Below are 17003 nucleotides of genomic sequence, written 5' to 3' on the forward strand. Positions count from 1 at the left end.
TTTTTCTTGAAAAATACCCTCTACATATTAGTTATTTGTACACTCTTGGCAAGTTGCGATTTTTTCAAAAAAACGGATGATCGTCAACCCATCGCTAGAGTAAACGAGTCGTATCTTTATAAAGAAGACATCGAAGACATTGTGCCAGAAGGTGCTAGTGTAGAGGACAGTACACTTATGGTCAATGGATTTATTAACCGTTGGGCGCGTCAATTATTGCTTATGGACGGCGCATTGTTCAACCTATCCGAAGACAAACAAAACGAATTTTCTAAACTTGTTGAGCAGTATAAAAACGATTTGTACACAAAGGCGTATTTGGAAGCATTGGTAAAGAAAAAAATAGATACTGTCGTACAGCTCAATGAAGCTGAAATATTCTACGAAGCCAATAAAGAATCTTTTAAGCTAAACGACGAGTTATTACAATTCAGATATGTGGGCTTGCCTATAAATACAATAGATTTTGATAGCATAAAAAAGAGATTTAAACGTTTTAACTCTAAGGATAAAAGGTATTTAGATTCAATTTCGGTTCAGTTTAAATCGTTTTCCTTAAATGATTCGTTATGGGTAAAATTTAGTCAGATTGCTGAAAAAATACCTGTAGTAAATTCTGAAAATAAAAATCAACTGTTAAAAAAAACTAATTTCTTACAACTCAAAGATTCATTAAACCTATATTTGATGCAAGTTAATGACGTACGGTTACAGAACGATTATGCGCCTTTAGAGTACGTTAAACCTTCAATAAAACAAATTGTTATAAACAAGCGAAAGTTAGAGCTTATTAAGCAACTCGAAAATGATATTACAAAAGATGCCATTAAGAACAATAAATTTCAGATATATAACTAAAACGGTAGGTATTTACTGTTTTTTCTTATTTGGTGCGCTACATGCACAAGAAATTATTCCGGACGAAAAGCCAACATTAAAAGTAAAAGATAGTGTTGTTAACAAAACAAGAATCAAAGCAGATGGTGTGGCAGCTGTCGTGGGCGAGTTTATTGTATTGGATTCCGATCTCGATCGTGAGATTGCACAATTAGAAGCACAAGGTGCAGATTTATCAAACACTTCGCGTTGCGAACTTTTTGGAAGCCTTTTAGAAAAGAAACTCTATGCGCATCAGGCCATACAAGATAGTGTGCTTGTCAATGAGCTTTACATTCAATCTTTGGTAGAGCAACAGGTACAGGGTATTTTAGCGCAAACCAACGGAGATATGCAAGGTCTGCTAAAGTTCTATAAAAAAGATTCAGAAGAGGCTTTAAGAGAGGAGATGTTTGAGATTAATAAAAGCAACTATTTATCACAAGAAATGCAGAAAAAGGTGATTCAGGATATTGAAGTTACACCAGAAGAAGTAAGAATGTTCTTTAACGATATTCCAAAAGATGAAAGACCAACATTTGGTACAGAACTTAAGGTAGCACAAATAGTTGTAGTTCCAGAGGTAACAGAAGACGCCAAACAGGCAGTTATTGATAAACTCAAAAGTTTTAAGAAAGATGTTGAGGAAAACGGTGCAAATTTTACAACAAAAGCACTATTCTACTCAGAAGATGGCGGCTCTAAAAATAATGGTGGACTATTACCTACCATGAATAGAAAACGCCCTAGAATGGTTAAGGAATTTAGAGATGTGGCTTTTAATTTAGAAGAAGGTGAAATCTCAGAGCCTTTTGAGACGGATTTTGGTTACCATATTATTTATTTGGAAAAAATTAGAGGCCAGGAATATGAGGTAAGGCATATCTTGTTGCGCCCGGAATTGTCTCAAGAAGCCATTCAGAAAGCTAAAGATGAAATTGATGAGGTAAGACAGAAAATTGTGGAAGGTAAAATAAGCTTTGCTGAAGCGGCTAGAGAGTTTAGTGATGAAAAAGAAACTAAGTTTGAAGGAGGTAAGCTTACCAATCCGACAACTCAGGACTTTAATTTTGAACTAGCCAGAATGGATACCGAATTATATACGCAAATTCAGAATTTAAAGGATAATGAGATTAGCGAAGTCATTCAAGATGAAGATAGAATCAATAGAATTAAGTTTAAAATTTTAACGGTGTTCGATAGAATCGATGATCATGAAGCTGACTTTGCAAGAGATTATCTAAAGATTAAGGATTTGGCATTACAGGACAAGCAGATAAAGGCTATAGAAAAGTGGCAAAAGGAAGCTATTAGGGAGACCTATGTAAAAGTTAATGGGGAATATAGGTCGTGCGATTTTGCAAATAATTGGTTAAAAACTCAATAGCATATGTCTGATGTTACTATAATTGAAAACTTTGTAATAAAGTATAAAGCACTTAAAGAAGAAGTTGCTAAGGTTATTATAGGTCAAGATGATGTTGTGGATCAGATTTTAATCTCAATATTTTCTGGTGGGCATTCACTTTTAATTGGTGTACCGGGATTAGCAAAGACCTTGATGGTCAATACTATATCCCAAGCTTTAGGTTTAGATTTTAAACGAATTCAATTTACACCAGACCTAATGCCTAGTGATATTTTGGGAAGTGAAATATTGGATGAAAACCGTCATTTTAAATTCATTAAAGGACCAATATTCGCCAATATTATTTTAGCAGATGAGATTAACAGAACTCCGCCAAAAACACAAGCTGCCTTATTAGAGGCCATGCAAGAACGAGCGGTTACTGTTGCCGGCCATCAGTATAAATTGAGCTTACCTTATTTTGTTTTGGCTACTCAAAACCCAATTGAGCAAGAGGGAACTTACCCTTTGCCAGAAGCACAGTTAGACCGTTTTATGTTTGCCATTAATTTACAATATCCGTCTTTTAGAGAGGAAGTTGAAGTTGTAAAAGCAACAACTACTGATGTTCAGTTAACGGTAAATTCATTGTTTACGGCTCAAGAGATTATAGATTTTCAAAATGTAATTCGCCGTATCCCTGTTGCCGATAATGTCATAGAGTATGCCGTTACCTTAGTATCTAAAACCAGACCAAAAGAAGATACAGCAGCAGATATTGTTAAAGAATTTGTAGATTGGGGAGCCGGACCACGAGCTTCACAAAATTTAATTTTAGCAGCTAAAACACATGCGGCAATACATGGGAAATTCTCCCCAGATATAGAAAATATTCAAGCTGTAGCTACAGGAATCCTTAGACACAGAATCATTAAAAACTACAAAGCCGAAGCTGAAGGCATCACGGACGAAAAGATTATTGAAAGTTTGTTTTAATAGTTATGAAGTCAACTAAAAAACGTTTGATTCTTGGAATCATCATTTTTTCATTTGGTATTATAATTACTATTATTGGGGCCTTGTTCAAAATTCAACATTGGCCTTACGGAAGCGAGCTTTTAACGATTGGGAGTCTTATTGAAGTTATCGGGATTGTATTCACAATTATCACTTTAATACAAATTTATAATTCCAAGCCTTAAATTCAGATTTATTCTAAATAAGCTAGATTGTTAAATTATTAATACTTAATGTTATTTAGTGTTAATTTTGTAAATTTCTGATAGATAATTAATCGAAATATGATTTATTTTCAAAGAAAATCCAATTTCGTTACATATTTTTAAAAATCCTTTGTATTTCGTACTTTTGTGCTTCTTAAAAATAATTATCAACCTTTAAATATACTATATGGCTTTTGACATTGATATGATTAAAAAGGTTTATGCCAATATGACTGAGCGCGTTGATGCTGCCAGAGAAATAGTTGGTAAACCATTGACACTCTCAGAAAAAATATTATACTCGCATTTGTGGGACGGAAAACCTACCGAAACATTTGCCCGAGGTAAAGATTACGTAGATTTTGCACCAGACCGAGTGGCTTGCCAAGACGCAACTGCTCAAATGGCACTATTGCAATTTATGCAAGCAGGTAAACCAAAAGTTGCAGTACCAACAACGGTACATTGTGACCATTTAATACAGGCTAAAGATGGTGCGGCAACAGATTTAAAACATGCCAATGATACAAGTAGTGAAGTATTTAACTTTTTAGAATCTGTATCTAATAAATATGGTATTGGATTTTGGAAACCAGGTGCTGGTATTATCCATCAAGTGGTATTGGAAAATTACGCATTTCCTGGGGGAATGATGATAGGTACGGATTCGCATACCGTTAATGCTGGTGGATTGGGAATGGTTGCCATCGGAGTTGGTGGAGCCGATGCTGTAGATGTTATGGCTGGTATGCCTTGGGAACTTAAATTTCCTAAGTTGATAGGTGTAAGATTAACTGGAAAGCTTTCGGGTTGGACAGCACCAAAAGATGTGATTCTTAAAGTTGCAGAAATTCTTACTGTGAAAGGAGGAACAGGATCTATAGTTGAATATTTTGGCCCAGGGGCATTATCTATGTCTTGTACAGGTAAAGGAACCATCTGTAATATGGGAGCCGAAATTGGAGCAACAACGTCTACGTTTGGTTACGACGATTCTATGGAACGTTACCTAAAAGCTACAGATAGAGAGGATGTTGCTGCCGAAGCCAATAAAATTAGAGAATACCTAACTGCTGATGACGAAGTTTATGCAAACCCTGAGCAATACTTCGACCAAGTTATAGATATTAATCTTTCGGAATTAGGCCCATTGTTAAATGGACCTTTTACACCAGATTTATCAACAACTGTAGGTAGGGAAATGACAACAAAAGCCAAAGAAAATGAATGGCCAATGCAGGTAGAATGGGGACTTATTGGTTCTTGTACCAACTCATCTTACGAAGATTTGTCTAGAGCCTCATCCATAGCACAACAAGCATTGGACAAAGGATTAAAGACCAAAGCTGAGTTTGGTATAAATCCAGGTTCTGAGCAAGTACGTTATACTGCAGAACGTGATGGCATTCTTCAAGTTTTTGAAAAATTGGATGCTAAAATATTCACTAATGCTTGTGGACCATGTATAGGGCAGTGGGCACGTTACAGTGATCCTAAAAATGCTCCAAAGAATAGTATTGTACATTCCTTTAATAGAAACTTTGCCAAGCGTGCAGATGGTAATCCAAATACGCATGCTTTTGTAGCGTCACCAGAAATTACAGCAGCAATTGCAATAGCAGGTAGGCTAGACTTTAACCCAATGACTGATACTTTAATTAACGAAAATGGGGAAGAAGTTATGTTAGATGAACCAACAGGGTGGGAATTACCACCAAAAGGTTTCGATGTTAAAGAGAATGGTTACTTAGAGCCCGTTGCCGATGGAAGTGGAGTTGAAGTTACTGTGAATCCAGAGTCTGAACGTTTACAATTGTTAGAACCATTTACACCGATTGGAGATTCAATAACTGGTGCTAAATTATTGATTAAGGCCTTTGGAAAATGTACAACAGATCATATCTCTATGGCTGGGCCTTGGCTACGCTTTAGAGGACATTTAGATAATATTGCAAATAATACCTTAATAGGAGCTGTTAATGCATTCGGTAAGAAAACAAACTTTGTTAAAAACCAATTGACAGGCGAATTTGGCGGAGTGCCAGATACCGCTAGAGCTTACAAGGCCGCGGGAATAAAATCTATTGTTGTTGGTGACCATAACTATGGAGAAGGATCATCTAGAGAGCATGCAGCAATGCAACCAAGACATTTGGGTGTGGCAGCTGTAATTGTAAAGTCCTTTGCGCGTATTCATGAAACCAACCTTAAAAAACAAGGTATGCTTGGGCTAACATTCGCCAATGAATCTGATTACGATTTAATACAAGAAGATGATACGTTCAACTTCTTGGACTTAAACGAATTCGCACCAGACAAACCATTGCATATTGAAGTAGTTCATGCAGATGGATCTAAAGATACCATTGCACTGAACCATACCTATAATGATGCACAAATTGAATGGTATAAGGAAGGTTCTGCATTGAATTTAATTAAGAAGCAGAACGCTTAATGATATAAAACCAATAGTATTAAATTAAACTCTCAGTTCTGGCTGGGAGTTTTTTTTGCTTTAAAATGAAAGGTTTACATCTTCTATACGACAGAAAGTGCAACTCAATTAATCTTTTATTAGCCATGAATGCCATCTGGATATTCGAGGATGTTAACTTATTCAATTTGTTATGTCCTCATAAGTTTAAGAAATATAAGGATTGCCACGATTTTGATGCCTATAAAAAAAGCGACTATATCTATTTTGAAGAAGATGCAGCCAATAAGGTATATCTCATCGAAAAAGGAAAGGTAAAGATTGGCTACTATAACGAAGATGGAACAGAAGTAATAAAAGCAATTTTAAAAAGAGGGGAGCTCTTTGGCGAAAAAGCTATCTTGGGAGAAGAAAAGCGTGAAGAATTTGCACAATCTCTAGATAATAATACTTCAATTTGTCCTGTAGGTGTAAATACCATGCACGAGCTTATGAGAGACAATAAAACGTTCAGTTTAAGAATTTATAAGTTTATCGGGTTAAAGTTTAAAAAATTAGAACGCCGCCTACAGCTCTTGCTGTTTAAGGATTCAAAAACACGCTTAATGGAATTTTTGGATGAGTTATGTTCCGAATATGGTTACGATTGCAATAAAACAGGCGACCATATTATTAATCATCCGTACACACAAAAAGATATTGCATGCTTAATCGGTATATCTAGACCGACATTAAATGTTTTAATGAACGAGTTAAAAGAAGACAAGATTATAGATTTTAACCGTAAACAAATCCGTATCTTCAAGACTTCTGCTTAATTTTACTACATGAAAGCTAAACTTACAAAACGCAATATTATATTTTTTATTATAATAGCTGTTCTCATCATTCCTCAAACCAGAGAACCTTTACAGATATTGTTGCACAAGGGTCTAAGCTATATCAATCAATCTTCACTTATTGATAAAGATGAAAGGGTTTCCATAGCGTATTCTAATTGGAAATTAAAATCGGATAATAGTAGATCACTTACATTTAATAATACTAAAGGAAAAGTGGTATTTATAAATTTTTGGGCAACTTGGTGCCCACCGTGCATTGCAGAAATGCCAAACCTACAATTGTTATACAATGATTATAGTGATAAAGTTGAGTTTTTGTTTGTTACAACCGATGATTTTGAGACTGTAGAAAAATTTAAAAACAAGAAGAATTTTAATTTTGAAGTTTTTAATTCTTTAAACGAAATTCCAGAAGAATTATACACACGCTCTATCCCTAGAACATTTATAATAAATAAGCGTGGAGAGATTGTTGTAGATGAATCTGGTGCTGTGGATTGGAATAGTGAAACCGTAAGAAGTCAACTTAATGATTTACTTATAGAATAATAAGCTAACCGTATGCTATACTTAATTAGTGGTGCTTCCAGATCTGGAAAAACCACAATTGCAAAAAGATTATCTATCCAAAAAGGTGTTCCGTACATATCTTTAGATTGGCTTGTGATGGGATTCACTAAAGGTATTCCAGAATATGGAATACACGATCTATTGATGCCAGATGATATAGCCGAAAGGTTTTGGAGCTTTTTTAAAGCAATGTGCGAAAGTATGATTTGGGTAGGTGATGATTGTATTATTGAAGGTGAAGCTATATTACCAGAATTAATCATTGAGTTAATGAATAAACACCCTGAAGAGATGAAAATATGCTTTTTAGGCTATACTGACATCTCTATTATTGAAAAAGTTAATGAAATAAAAAAGTTTGTTACTGGTACAACAGATTGGTTAAGTGATAAATCTGATACACACATCGAAAATCATGTTAAAAACATGATAGAGTACAGCAAAAAAATTAAAAAATCTTGTCAAAAAAATGGCTTAACTTATTTTGACACTTCCAAGGATTTTATGACAGTCACTTACAATGTTGTAGATTATATGATGACTCATTCCTAGTATAGGTTTGGTATAATCTAGTAATTCAAAAGAAAACTTTATTTGAAATATTTAAATGGAACAATCAGCATTCCAAAATTCTCACCTTTATCTTTTCCTAAATGTTTATGATGAATTTTATGAGCGCGCCTTACTCCTCTGGCATATTTAGTATCAATATTTCTCAGCCACTTAAAACGTTGATGTATAAAAATATCATGGACAACAAAATAGGCAATACCATAAAATAAAATACCTAATCCAATAGGAAGCGTATACCATATACCTTCATAATTCCATAGATAAAAGCAGGTCATACTTACAACAGCATAAAAAATAAAAAAGGCATCATTACGTTCAAACCAACTATCATGATCCTTGTGATGATGATCTTTATGTAAATTCCATAAAAAGCCATGCATTATATACTTGTGGGTAAACCATGCATTAAATTCCATAATAAAAAATGTTCCTAAGAAAATCAGTATCCAAAAAACAGTTTGCATAATAATGTCTTTTATATTTTAAAGTAAATTGAGTTGATATTTCACGTAGCTTCTAGTTAGCAGTTCAATTTTTTTGTAGTTGGGAACTCTAATTCTAGTAGATTTAATCTCTAGAGCTGGTGTTTTTTTGAGCTTTTGAAGTAATTTGTTGTAATAACGATATGCCATAAATACGCCAAAACGTGCTTCTAGCGGTAGACGCTTAATGCCTTTTAGTCCTTTTGCAAAATCTTCTTCTATATCGGTAATAATAGCTTGTTTTGAAGCTTCGTCTAAATGATTTAAATCGGTATTTGGAAAATAAGTTCTGCTTAAGTCTTCAAAATCTGCCTTTAGGTCTCTTAAAAAATTTACCTTCTGAAATGCAGAACCCAAACTCATGGCAGAGTCTTTAAGATTATTGTACTTTTCATTATCACCTTTTACAAAAACCTTTAAGCACATTAAACCTACAACATCAGCTGATCCATAAATATAGTCTTTGTATTCTTGCTCAGTTAGGTAATCAGTCTTGTGTAGATCTAACCGCATACTGTTCATAAAAGCATCCACCAAATGTTTATCGATATTGTACTTATGGTAAGTTTCTTGAAACGAATTTAAAATAGGGTTTAAGCTAATTTTATCTGCCAATGCCGCTTCTAAACTAGCTTCAAAATCTTTAAAAAGTTTTTCTTTGTCAAACTCGTGAAACGTATCAACAATTTCGTCCGCAAACCTTACAAATCCGTAAATATTGTAAATGTCTTGTCTAATACTATCAGACAACATTTTTGTGGCCATTGAAAATGACGTACTGTAGGCATTTGTAACAGCTTTACTGCATTCTTTGGAGACGTTGTCGAAAATTGATTTCATTATATTATATTATGATATTGCTATTAAAGGTAATAATTAATCTTCATATTTATGTATAAGTTCAGCTACTAACTTTCCAGAGATTAAGGCTGGCGGTACTCCGGGGCCAGGAACTGTTAATTGCCCTGTAAAATAGAGGCTTTCTACTTTTTTACTTTTTAGTTTTGGTCTTAAAAACGCAGTTTGCATTAAAGTATTGGCCATCCCGTACGCATTTCCTTTGTACGAATTGTATTCGCTTATAAAGTCATTGACACAAAATGATTCTTTAAAGCGAATGTGTTCTTGAACGTTCTGATCAGTTAAATTTTCAAAACGGTTAATAATAATGTCAAAATATTGTTGCCGTAGTTGTGGTGTGTCTTCTAACCCAGGTGCAATGGGAATAAGGAAAAACCCAGTTTCACAACCTTTTGGTGCCATGCTATCATCCGTTACTGACGGAAAGTTAACATAAAATAATGGGTTTTTTGGCCATTTTGGGTCATCATAAATATCCTCAGCATGATTTTCAAAATTTGTATCAAAAAATAAATTATGATGTTCCACATGGTTTAACTTCTTGTCAAAACCAACATAGAAGAGTAGGGAAGAAGGGGCAAATGTGCGTTTGTCCCAGTATGTTTCACTGTACTGTCTGTAGTTTTTATCTAATAATGTTTCGGAATGATGGTAATCAGCACCACTTAAAACTACATCAGATTTAATAAGTTTACCATTAACGTTTATGCCTGCCGATTTGCCATTTTCTACAATTATTTTTTCGACATTACTATTTGTGTTAATTGTTACACCCAAACTTTCAGCGAGACTTTTCATAGCTCTAATAATCTCATACATACCACCTTTGGGATGCCATGTACCTAAACCGAAGTCGGCAAAATTCATAAAACTGTAAAATGAAGGTGTTTGGCTAGGTTTGGCACCTAAAAAGAGAACAGGAAATTCTAAAGTTGAAATTAATTTAGGATTTTTAAAATTCTTACGAACCTCTTTACTAATAGTTTTGAAAAAACGGTCAACTCTAGTTACAGTTTCTTTTGTAACCAACTCAAAAGGTGAAAGTCCAGGCTTTAAGACGACATTGTTAATCGCAATATCATAATGTTCTTGTGCTTGTGAAATAAACTTTCTAAGTGGTTTTGAACTGCCGGTTTCGATACGTTCAAATTCTTCACAAATCTGATCCATATGGTCTCCAATAGTTATCACTTCATCGGAAAAGAAGATTTTGTACGCAGGGCTCAACTTATCTAATTGATAATAATCACTGGTACGTTTTCCAAAGTCATTAAAAAATTTTTCAAATACATCTGGCATCCAATACCAGCTGGGGCCAATATCAAAAGTAAAACCATCCCTAATCAACTGTCTGGCTCTACCACCAACAGTGCCGTTCTTCTCAAATATCGAAACATTATAACCAGCTTTAGCTAAATAGCATGAAGCTGACAAAGCGGAAAAACCAGAGCCTATTATGGATATTGTTTTGCTCATTAATGTTATACTTTATCAATAAGTTCTTTTATGGATTTAAAAGCTGAGATACCTTCTGGAAGCTTTTCTAAATCTATGGCATTTAGCATATGACCTAAAACCCAAAGTTTTGTATTTGACTTATTAATAAGAAGCTTATTGAAATCATTTATGTAATCCTCAATTTTATCTTTTTCGGGCTTCACAGTAAAGTAAGACAAATAAATAATTTCGTCGTAATAATTTTGCAGATCTAAAAGGCTGTTCAGTGGTACACTAAAACCTAAAAATATGGATTGATACCCCTTGCTTACCAATTGATGGTTTATAAACATTAAGCCCAACTCATGAATTTCATTTTCGGGCAAATAAAGCACAAATGTTTTCTTGGATTTGTTGATTTGCCTAGACTGAACTTTTTCTGTATTTATTAATATTTTTTGTCGTATTAGTGAAGATAGAAAATGCTCGTGAGCAGGAGTGATGGTATCGGTTTGCCATAATAAGCCTATTTCGGTAAGAAGCGGAATGAAAATATCGTAGAAAATTTCATCAAAATCTTTTTCTTTTAATAACGACTCATAAGTATTGTAGAAAAGTGTTTGGTCAAAGTTTAGCATTGCCAGTTTAAAAGCATTTATGGCATGACTTTCCATATTGCTTTCTGCTGCAATTTCTCTAACGAGAATAGGGATTTTATGAGCTTCTATGGTAGCAATTTTAGATATTTTGTAACCATTATTATTGAGATAACTTACATTGAGCAACTTCTGAAAGCTTGCCAGATCGTAATACCTAATGTTAGTATCGGTGCGTTTTGGCTCTAGTAAATTATAACGTTTCTCCCATATTCTAATAGTGTGCGCTTTAATACCAGTGAGATTTTCTAAATCTTTAATACTAAACTGATTTTTAATATTGTTCATTTTTTTGTAAAAATGTTTAAACAAAAATAAGATTTATCTCGTTAAGAATACTACAATTAACAAAATTTAAGTAAAAATCGTATGTTAATAAGTTTTTTGCGATTGCAAAAAAGGAATAAAGAAAGCTGGGGAGCTTAAGTAAAAAAAGTTCTTTTGATTTTGTGCGCACGAGAAGACTCGAACTTCCACGACCTAAAACGGTCACTGGCCCCTCAAGCCAGCGCGTCTACCAATTCCGCCACGTGCGCAAATAACATGAATAATGGTAAAAAAAAAGTTAAGCTCTATTGCTTAACTTTTGTGACCGGGCTGGGGCTCGAACCCAGGACCCTCTCCTTAAAAGGGAGATGCTCTACCAACTGAGCTACCCGGTCATAATGTTTTTCTCTAACGAGGGTGCAAATATAAAATGTTTAATTAATAAAACAATACTTTTTTTATTTAAATTTTCGTTTTTTTGTGGTCAATTCAGCTAGTGTTTTAATAATCAAATTGTAAGCTTTATGATTGTAGTTTTGATGGGATATATGGGGTCTGGGAAATCCACTATTGGTAAGGATTTAGCCAAGGTTTTGGATTACAGGTTTTTAGATTTAGACGAATATATTTCAGAGAAAGAGAATGCAACAATTAAAGATATATTTGACAGCTCTGGTGAGATATACTTTAGAAAGAAGGAAAACCATTACTTAAACGAAATTTTAAATTCTCAGGAAAATAAGGTACTTGCACTGGGTGGAGGAACACCGTGTTATGGAAGAAACCTAAAACTGTTGCTAGACAATTCTCAGGTAAAACTATTTTATCTAAAGTTATCTATACCGCTTTTGGCCAAACGTTTATATAACGAACGCGAGAAACGACCATTAATAAATCATATAAGCTCAGAATCTGAATTGGTTGAGTTTATTGGCAAGCATCTTTTTGAACGCACTTACTATTACAATCAAGCGCAATATACAATTGATATTGATAATAAATCGAAAAAAGAAACCTTAGAAACTATTTTAATGCAATTAATCTAAGTATGCCTCATAAGGTTGTTTGGATAGGTTGACATGCACGTGCTCAAATAAAGACGTAGATAAAGAAATACCTTTAAAATCAGCTTTTACAGGAAATTTTTTATGATTACGATTTACCAATACTGCAGTTTTAAATTGCTTGAGCGGCACATCTAAAAAATGCTTTATACCGTAAATAAGTGTACTGCCAGAGTTTAAAACGTCATCAATGAGCACTATGGATTTATTGGTGTAATCTTTATATGGTATTGATGTATTAATAGGCTTTGTAGGTTCAGCTTTGTCAATAGTAACTTTACAAAGTGTTGAGGTTATTGAAGAGATTTTATCTAATTGCTGTTTTATTTTTTTAGCTAATATGTAGCCATTACTTTCAATGCCCGCAATAACAATTTCAGTTTCGTCAACATTGCTTTCATAGATTTGATAAGCAATGCGCTTAATTTTATGCTCAATTTCTTTATGACTTAAAATGGTGTTTTTTGTTAATGCCATCAATTTTTTGTTATAAATTTCCACACATAGTAATTATGTGATCAGTAATCTTTAATTATTGTAAAATATAACCTGTTTAATATCTACTACAGGCTTTCAAAGATAAAAAACAGTTATTTACCTTGTCTTTCTTTTATTGAATTTATTGATGTTTGTAAAGTCTTTATTTTAAAATAAGGTTCAAAAAGTCGCTTATATTCTGCTTTGATCCCACCAAATGGCGGGCCAGATTCGGTTAGTGGAAAATCAAAAAGTAAACCAACAAGCCTTCCATGGGTTTGTAATAGTTGATGCATTTTTTCTACATATTTCAACCTCAAAGCAGGATAGAGCGCACAGAAAAAGGTTTGTTCCAAAATCAAATCAAATGTATTGCTGAGCTCAAAAAAATCAGCCTGCAATAATTGTTCTTTGGGAAAATTCGGTACACGTTTCTTTAAATTTTTCAATGGTTGTTTTGCTAAATCTATTACAAATACATTTTTAAAGCCACTATTCCAAAGATACTCTGCTTCGTATCCATTTCCAGCACCTGGAATCAAGATTTTTAAGGACTTATCCTTAAGCTGGTCAATATAAAACTTTATTGGTGTTGATGGGTAGCCAATATTCCAGCCAATTTCATCGGTCTCATATCTTCTTTCCCAATATGCTCTATTTAACTTATTCTTCTTCTTCATGAAAACCTTCTATATCTCGCCTGTCTTTTTTAGTAGGTCTGCCAGTTCCTTTTTTTCTGTAATAATCTTTACTGTATTTTAATAATTCTTGGGCTTCAAAAGCTTCTTTTGGAGTTGTATCTGTTCTGTAAATGTCAACCAGTTTTGCCCCTACACGATTTGGTGGCAAATCATTAACAGTTAATTGATGGGTAATTTGATTTTTTCTAAGTTCAATTTTATCAGTTGGGTAAATTTCCCTGGAAGGTTTTGCAACTGCTCCATTAAGTTTTACCTGTCCTTTTTTACAAGCTTTTGTAGCTATATTACGTGTTTTGTAATAACGTACACACCATAAATATTTGTCAATTCGCATATAATTTAACTAAAAACTACGTTAATCTTATGATACAAAAATATTATTTTAATGTATCTTGCGACCATATTAAAAGCAATAATGAACCTAGTATAAGATTTGTGGTGAATCTTATGCTCGAAATAATAAAGCATATGAAAATTAAAGTATTGAAACTTGGACTTTGTTTATTGGTCTTAGTCATAGCTGTTGTGTCTTGTGAAAATGATGATGATTCGACTTCTTCAATTCCAATTAGAGATAGAGCGGAACAACAACTCGCAGACAAAGACTCACTTTTAGCATACTTGACTACACATTATTATAATTCTAGTTTTTTTGAGTCTGGATCGAATCATAAATATACAGACATTGTTATCACCGAACTTCCACAAGATGATGAGGGCAACTACTTAGAAATGCCTGACCCTGATAATAATACATTACTCATAGATGCAGTTGAAACACTTACAACTACTTTTTTAGAGGCAGATTACGAGTATTATGTTCTTAAGATTAACCAAGGTGGTGGTGAAGCTCCAAAATTTACGGATGCAGTTCGTTTTAGGTTTGAAGGATCGATTGTAGAAACTAAAGATGTGTTTCAAAGCCTCAGCACGCCCGACAATATAAATCTGCATAGTAATGGTTTTGGTTCTCAAGGTGCCATAAGGGCTTGGCAATTAGTGCTTCCTACCTTTAATACTGCATTTGATTTTTCTTTGAGTAATGGTATTGTAGAATATAATAATTTCGGGTTGGGAGTCATGTTTGTTCCTTCTGGTTTAGGTTATTTTTCTGGTAGTGTACTAGATATACCTTCATATTCAAATCTAATTTTTAAGTTTGAACTTTTGCAGTATCAAGAGGTAGATCATGATTCGGATGGGATACCGTCTTTTGTCGAAGATTATAATGATAATGTAGATGTTTTTGATAACGATACTGATGGAGATGGTATATCAGATTTTGCAGATTTTGATGATGATGAAGATGGTATTTCAACATTTAACGAATTAGTACAAACTACATACACTTCTGAACCAACACTTGCCGCAAATGAATATGTTTATAGCAGAGAAGAAAGCGAAGATGGTCTGGTTATTATTACTGTTACCGCTCAAGATACCAATAGTAATGGTATTTTAGATTATTTGGATGATTCTGTAAGTATAGATTATAATAACATTGATGAATAAATAAAATAATGTCAATTGAGCATGTAGAATAAAAAAGCCGCTTTATTAGCGGCTTTTTTATGACCTATTTCAATTATAACGCTATAGATAAGCTAAGTATTAATTGATCTGGTCTAGTATCAATTCTACTAATACTAATGTTATTATTGCTTAAGAAAGTAGCTTCATTATCACTAAAACCTCTTTCATACCTTAGGTCTATTCCTATTTTGTTAAAATTCAATGCAATACCAAAATTTAATCCAACAGAGAAATCATCCTCAACATTATCAATATCGATACCATCAAATTCGGTATCTAAGATGTATTGTAAAGAAGGTCCGCCAAATACACTGACCGGCCCCAAAACCTTAATACCTACTAACAGCGGAGCATCAAGCTTTTTAACATTAAAATCATTGTTGTCATAATCACTTTTGGTAGCTGTGTAGATGAGCTCTGGTCTAAAATAGAATTGATTACCAATCTTTCCGAAGACACCTAGATGGTATCCTACATTGCGATCAGGGTTTTTGGCATTATCACCAATGGCTTCAAAATAATCTCCGTTAGCACTGTAGTTTAATCCGCCTTTAAAACCAAAGGCACTGCCTTTTTGAGCATTAACGGAAAACCCTATTAATGCAAGAGCTACAGCTATAAAAGCTGTTCTTTTTAAATTTTTCATATTGTTCGTTTTTAAGATTAGGTATTTAATATCAAAAACGTTGCCAAAATGAAGTTATTTTCTTTTTAGTACAGTTTTTACAGCTTTGAGAATAGCATCATTATTGAGACCATACTTTTCCATAAGTTGTGAGGGAGTACCAGATTCACCAAAAGTATCATTGGTGGCAACAAACTCTTGAGGTGTTGGTTTGTGCTTTGCTAAAACCCGCGCAACACTTTCACCAAGACCACCAAGATAGTTATGCTCTTCTGCAGTAACTATACAGCCAGTTTTAGATACCGAATCTAAAATAGCTTGGTCATCTAAAGGCTTAATAGTGTGAATATTAATAACCTCTGCGCTAATACCATTTTCATTTAACACTTTTGCAGCTTCCAAGGCTTCCCAAACTAAGTGACCAGTAGCAACTATAGTTACATCACTTCCTTCAGTTAATATTACTGCCTTACCAATTTTAAAGTCGCCATTCTCTGGTGTGAAATTAGGAACTTTTGGTCGTCCAAATCTCAAATAAACAGGACCGTGATGTTTTGCTATCGCCAATGTAGCTGCTTTTGTTTGGTTAAAGTCGCAGGTATTTATTACGGTCATACCTGGTAGCATTTTCATTAGACCAATATCTTCAAGTATTTGATGTGTAGCCCCATCTTCGCCCAGAGTAACACCAGCATGAGATGCACATATCTTTACATTCTTATCAGAATATGCGACGCTTTGACGGATTTGATCATAAACTCTACCAGTAGAAAAATTTGCAAATGTTCCGGTAAATGGAATTTTGCCTCCAATTGTCATACCTGCGGCAATACCAATCATATTTGCTTCTGCAATCCCAACTTGAAAAAATCGTTCTGGGTGATTAGCTTTAAACTCATCCATCTTAAGAGATCCTGTTAAATCAGCACAAAGTGCCACAACGTTTTCGTTGGTTTTTCCAAGTTCTGTTAATCCAGCTCCAAAACCAGACCTAGTATCTTTATTTCCTGTGTTTGTATATGTTTTCATTTTCT

General features: G+C 33.9%; 19 protein-coding genes and 2 tRNA genes. 10 read left to right on the plus strand and 11 right to left on the minus strand.

The genetic code is table 11. The features are described 5' to 3' along the window. Positions 1-6 precede the first annotated feature (6 nt). From KCG49_RS05515 to KCG49_RS05545, 8 genes are all read left to right on the plus strand, one after another. Complete coding sequence (locus KCG49_RS05515; protein ID WP_218545196.1) at positions 7-858, plus strand: peptidyl-prolyl cis-trans isomerase; 852 nt, start codon at positions 7-9, stop codon at positions 856-858. Next, positions 806-2263, plus strand: coding sequence for a peptidylprolyl isomerase (locus KCG49_RS05520; RefSeq protein WP_218545197.1), 1458 nt, complete (start codon positions 806-808; stop codon positions 2261-2263). Before KCG49_RS05515 ends, KCG49_RS05520 begins: the two co-directional genes overlap by 53 nt. Positions 2264-2266: 3 nt before the next feature. Further along, positions 2267-3220, plus strand: a complete 954-nt coding sequence (locus KCG49_RS05525) for an AAA family ATPase (protein ID WP_218545198.1) — start codon at positions 2267-2269, stop codon at positions 3218-3220. A 5-nt stretch (positions 3221-3225) separates the two neighbouring features. Next, entirely contained in the window at positions 3226-3426 is a 201-nt protein-coding gene (locus KCG49_RS16575) for a GldL-related protein (protein ID WP_439901096.1), read from the plus strand. 208 nt (positions 3427-3634) lie between these two features. Continuing rightward, positions 3635-5902, plus strand: coding sequence for an aconitate hydratase (locus tag KCG49_RS05530; protein WP_218545199.1), 2268 nt, complete (start codon positions 3635-3637; stop codon positions 5900-5902). Between the two features lie 125 nt (positions 5903-6027). Beyond that, entirely contained in the window at positions 6028-6699 is a 672-nt protein-coding gene (locus KCG49_RS05535; protein WP_218545239.1) for a Crp/Fnr family transcriptional regulator, read from the plus strand. Between the two features lie 9 nt (positions 6700-6708). After that, on the plus strand, positions 6709-7272 hold the full coding sequence (locus tag KCG49_RS05540) for a TlpA family protein disulfide reductase (protein ID WP_218545200.1): 564 nt from the start codon (positions 6709-6711) through the stop codon (positions 7270-7272). A gap of 12 nt (positions 7273-7284) precedes the next feature. Beyond that, entirely contained in the window at positions 7285-7845 is a 561-nt protein-coding gene (locus KCG49_RS05545) for an adenylate kinase family protein (protein ID WP_218545201.1), read from the plus strand. Between the two features lie 38 nt (positions 7846-7883). Here the strand turns inward: KCG49_RS05545 and KCG49_RS05550 are convergent, their stop codons facing one another. The 6 genes from KCG49_RS05550 to KCG49_RS05575 form a co-directional block, all read right to left on the minus strand. Continuing rightward, complete coding sequence (locus KCG49_RS05550; protein ID WP_218545202.1) at positions 7884-8330, minus strand: sterol desaturase family protein; 447 nt, start codon at positions 8328-8330, stop codon at positions 7884-7886. Positions 8331-8348: 18 nt separating this feature from the next. Further along, positions 8349-9188 (minus strand): phytoene/squalene synthase family protein, encoded by an 840-nt coding sequence (locus KCG49_RS05555; protein WP_218545203.1) that lies wholly within the window; start codon positions 9186-9188, stop codon positions 8349-8351. Positions 9189-9224: 36 nt separating this feature from the next. Continuing rightward, complete coding sequence (gene crtID, locus KCG49_RS05560; RefSeq protein ID WP_218545204.1) at positions 9225-10685, minus strand: bifunctional phytoene desaturase/3,4-desaturase; 1461 nt, start codon at positions 10683-10685, stop codon at positions 9225-9227. Between the two features lie 5 nt (positions 10686-10690). Beyond that, positions 10691-11590: a MerR family transcriptional regulator gene (locus tag KCG49_RS05565; protein WP_218545205.1), complete on the minus strand. Its 900-nt coding sequence runs from the start codon at positions 11588-11590 to the stop codon at positions 10691-10693. A 162-nt stretch (positions 11591-11752) separates the two neighbouring features. Then, positions 11753-11838 (minus strand) — tRNA-Leu (locus tag KCG49_RS05570). Between the two features lie 53 nt (positions 11839-11891). Then, positions 11892-11964 (minus strand) — tRNA-Lys (locus KCG49_RS05575). A gap of 129 nt (positions 11965-12093) precedes the next feature. Between KCG49_RS05575 and KCG49_RS05580 the strand changes: the two genes are divergently transcribed. Continuing rightward, on the plus strand, positions 12094-12615 hold the full coding sequence (locus KCG49_RS05580; RefSeq protein WP_218545206.1) for a shikimate kinase: 522 nt from the start codon (positions 12094-12096) through the stop codon (positions 12613-12615). Here the strand turns inward: KCG49_RS05580 and KCG49_RS05585 are convergent. The 3 genes from KCG49_RS05585 to KCG49_RS05595 form a co-directional block, all read right to left on the minus strand. Beyond that, entirely contained in the window at positions 12607-13110 is a 504-nt protein-coding gene (locus KCG49_RS05585; protein WP_218545207.1) for a phosphoribosyltransferase family protein, read from the minus strand. The two genes, KCG49_RS05580 and KCG49_RS05585, sit on opposite strands and share 9 nt — an antisense overlap. 113 nt (positions 13111-13223) lie before the next feature. After that, positions 13224-13790, minus strand: coding sequence for a methyltransferase domain-containing protein (locus KCG49_RS05590; protein WP_218545208.1), 567 nt, complete (start codon positions 13788-13790; stop codon positions 13224-13226). Then, a complete protein-coding gene (locus KCG49_RS05595; RefSeq protein WP_218545209.1) occupies positions 13774-14145 on the minus strand; it encodes an RNA-binding S4 domain-containing protein in 372 nt (123 codons plus the stop codon). Before KCG49_RS05595 ends, KCG49_RS05590 begins: the two co-directional genes overlap by 17 nt. 29 nt (positions 14146-14174) lie before the next feature. Between KCG49_RS05595 and KCG49_RS05600 the strand changes: the two genes are divergently transcribed. Then, complete coding sequence (locus tag KCG49_RS05600) at positions 14175-15323, plus strand: FKBP-type peptidyl-prolyl cis-trans isomerase (protein ID WP_218545210.1); 1149 nt, start codon at positions 14175-14177, stop codon at positions 15321-15323. Positions 15324-15396: 73 nt separating this feature from the next. Here the strand turns inward: KCG49_RS05600 and KCG49_RS05605 are convergent, their stop codons facing one another. Next, a complete protein-coding gene (locus tag KCG49_RS05605; RefSeq protein ID WP_218545211.1) occupies positions 15397-15990 on the minus strand; it encodes a porin family protein in 594 nt (197 codons plus the stop codon). A 54-nt stretch (positions 15991-16044) separates the two neighbouring features. Further along, positions 16045-16998 carry a transketolase family protein gene (locus KCG49_RS05610; RefSeq protein ID WP_218545212.1) on the minus strand — a complete coding sequence of 318 codons (954 nt, stop codon included), beginning with the start codon at positions 16996-16998 and terminating at the stop codon, positions 16045-16047. Positions 16999-17003 lie beyond the last annotated feature (5 nt).

This window comes from Winogradskyella luteola, from assembly GCF_019203985.1.
GTDB classification, from domain to species: domain Bacteria; phylum Bacteroidota; class Bacteroidia; order Flavobacteriales; family Flavobacteriaceae; genus Winogradskyella; species Winogradskyella luteola.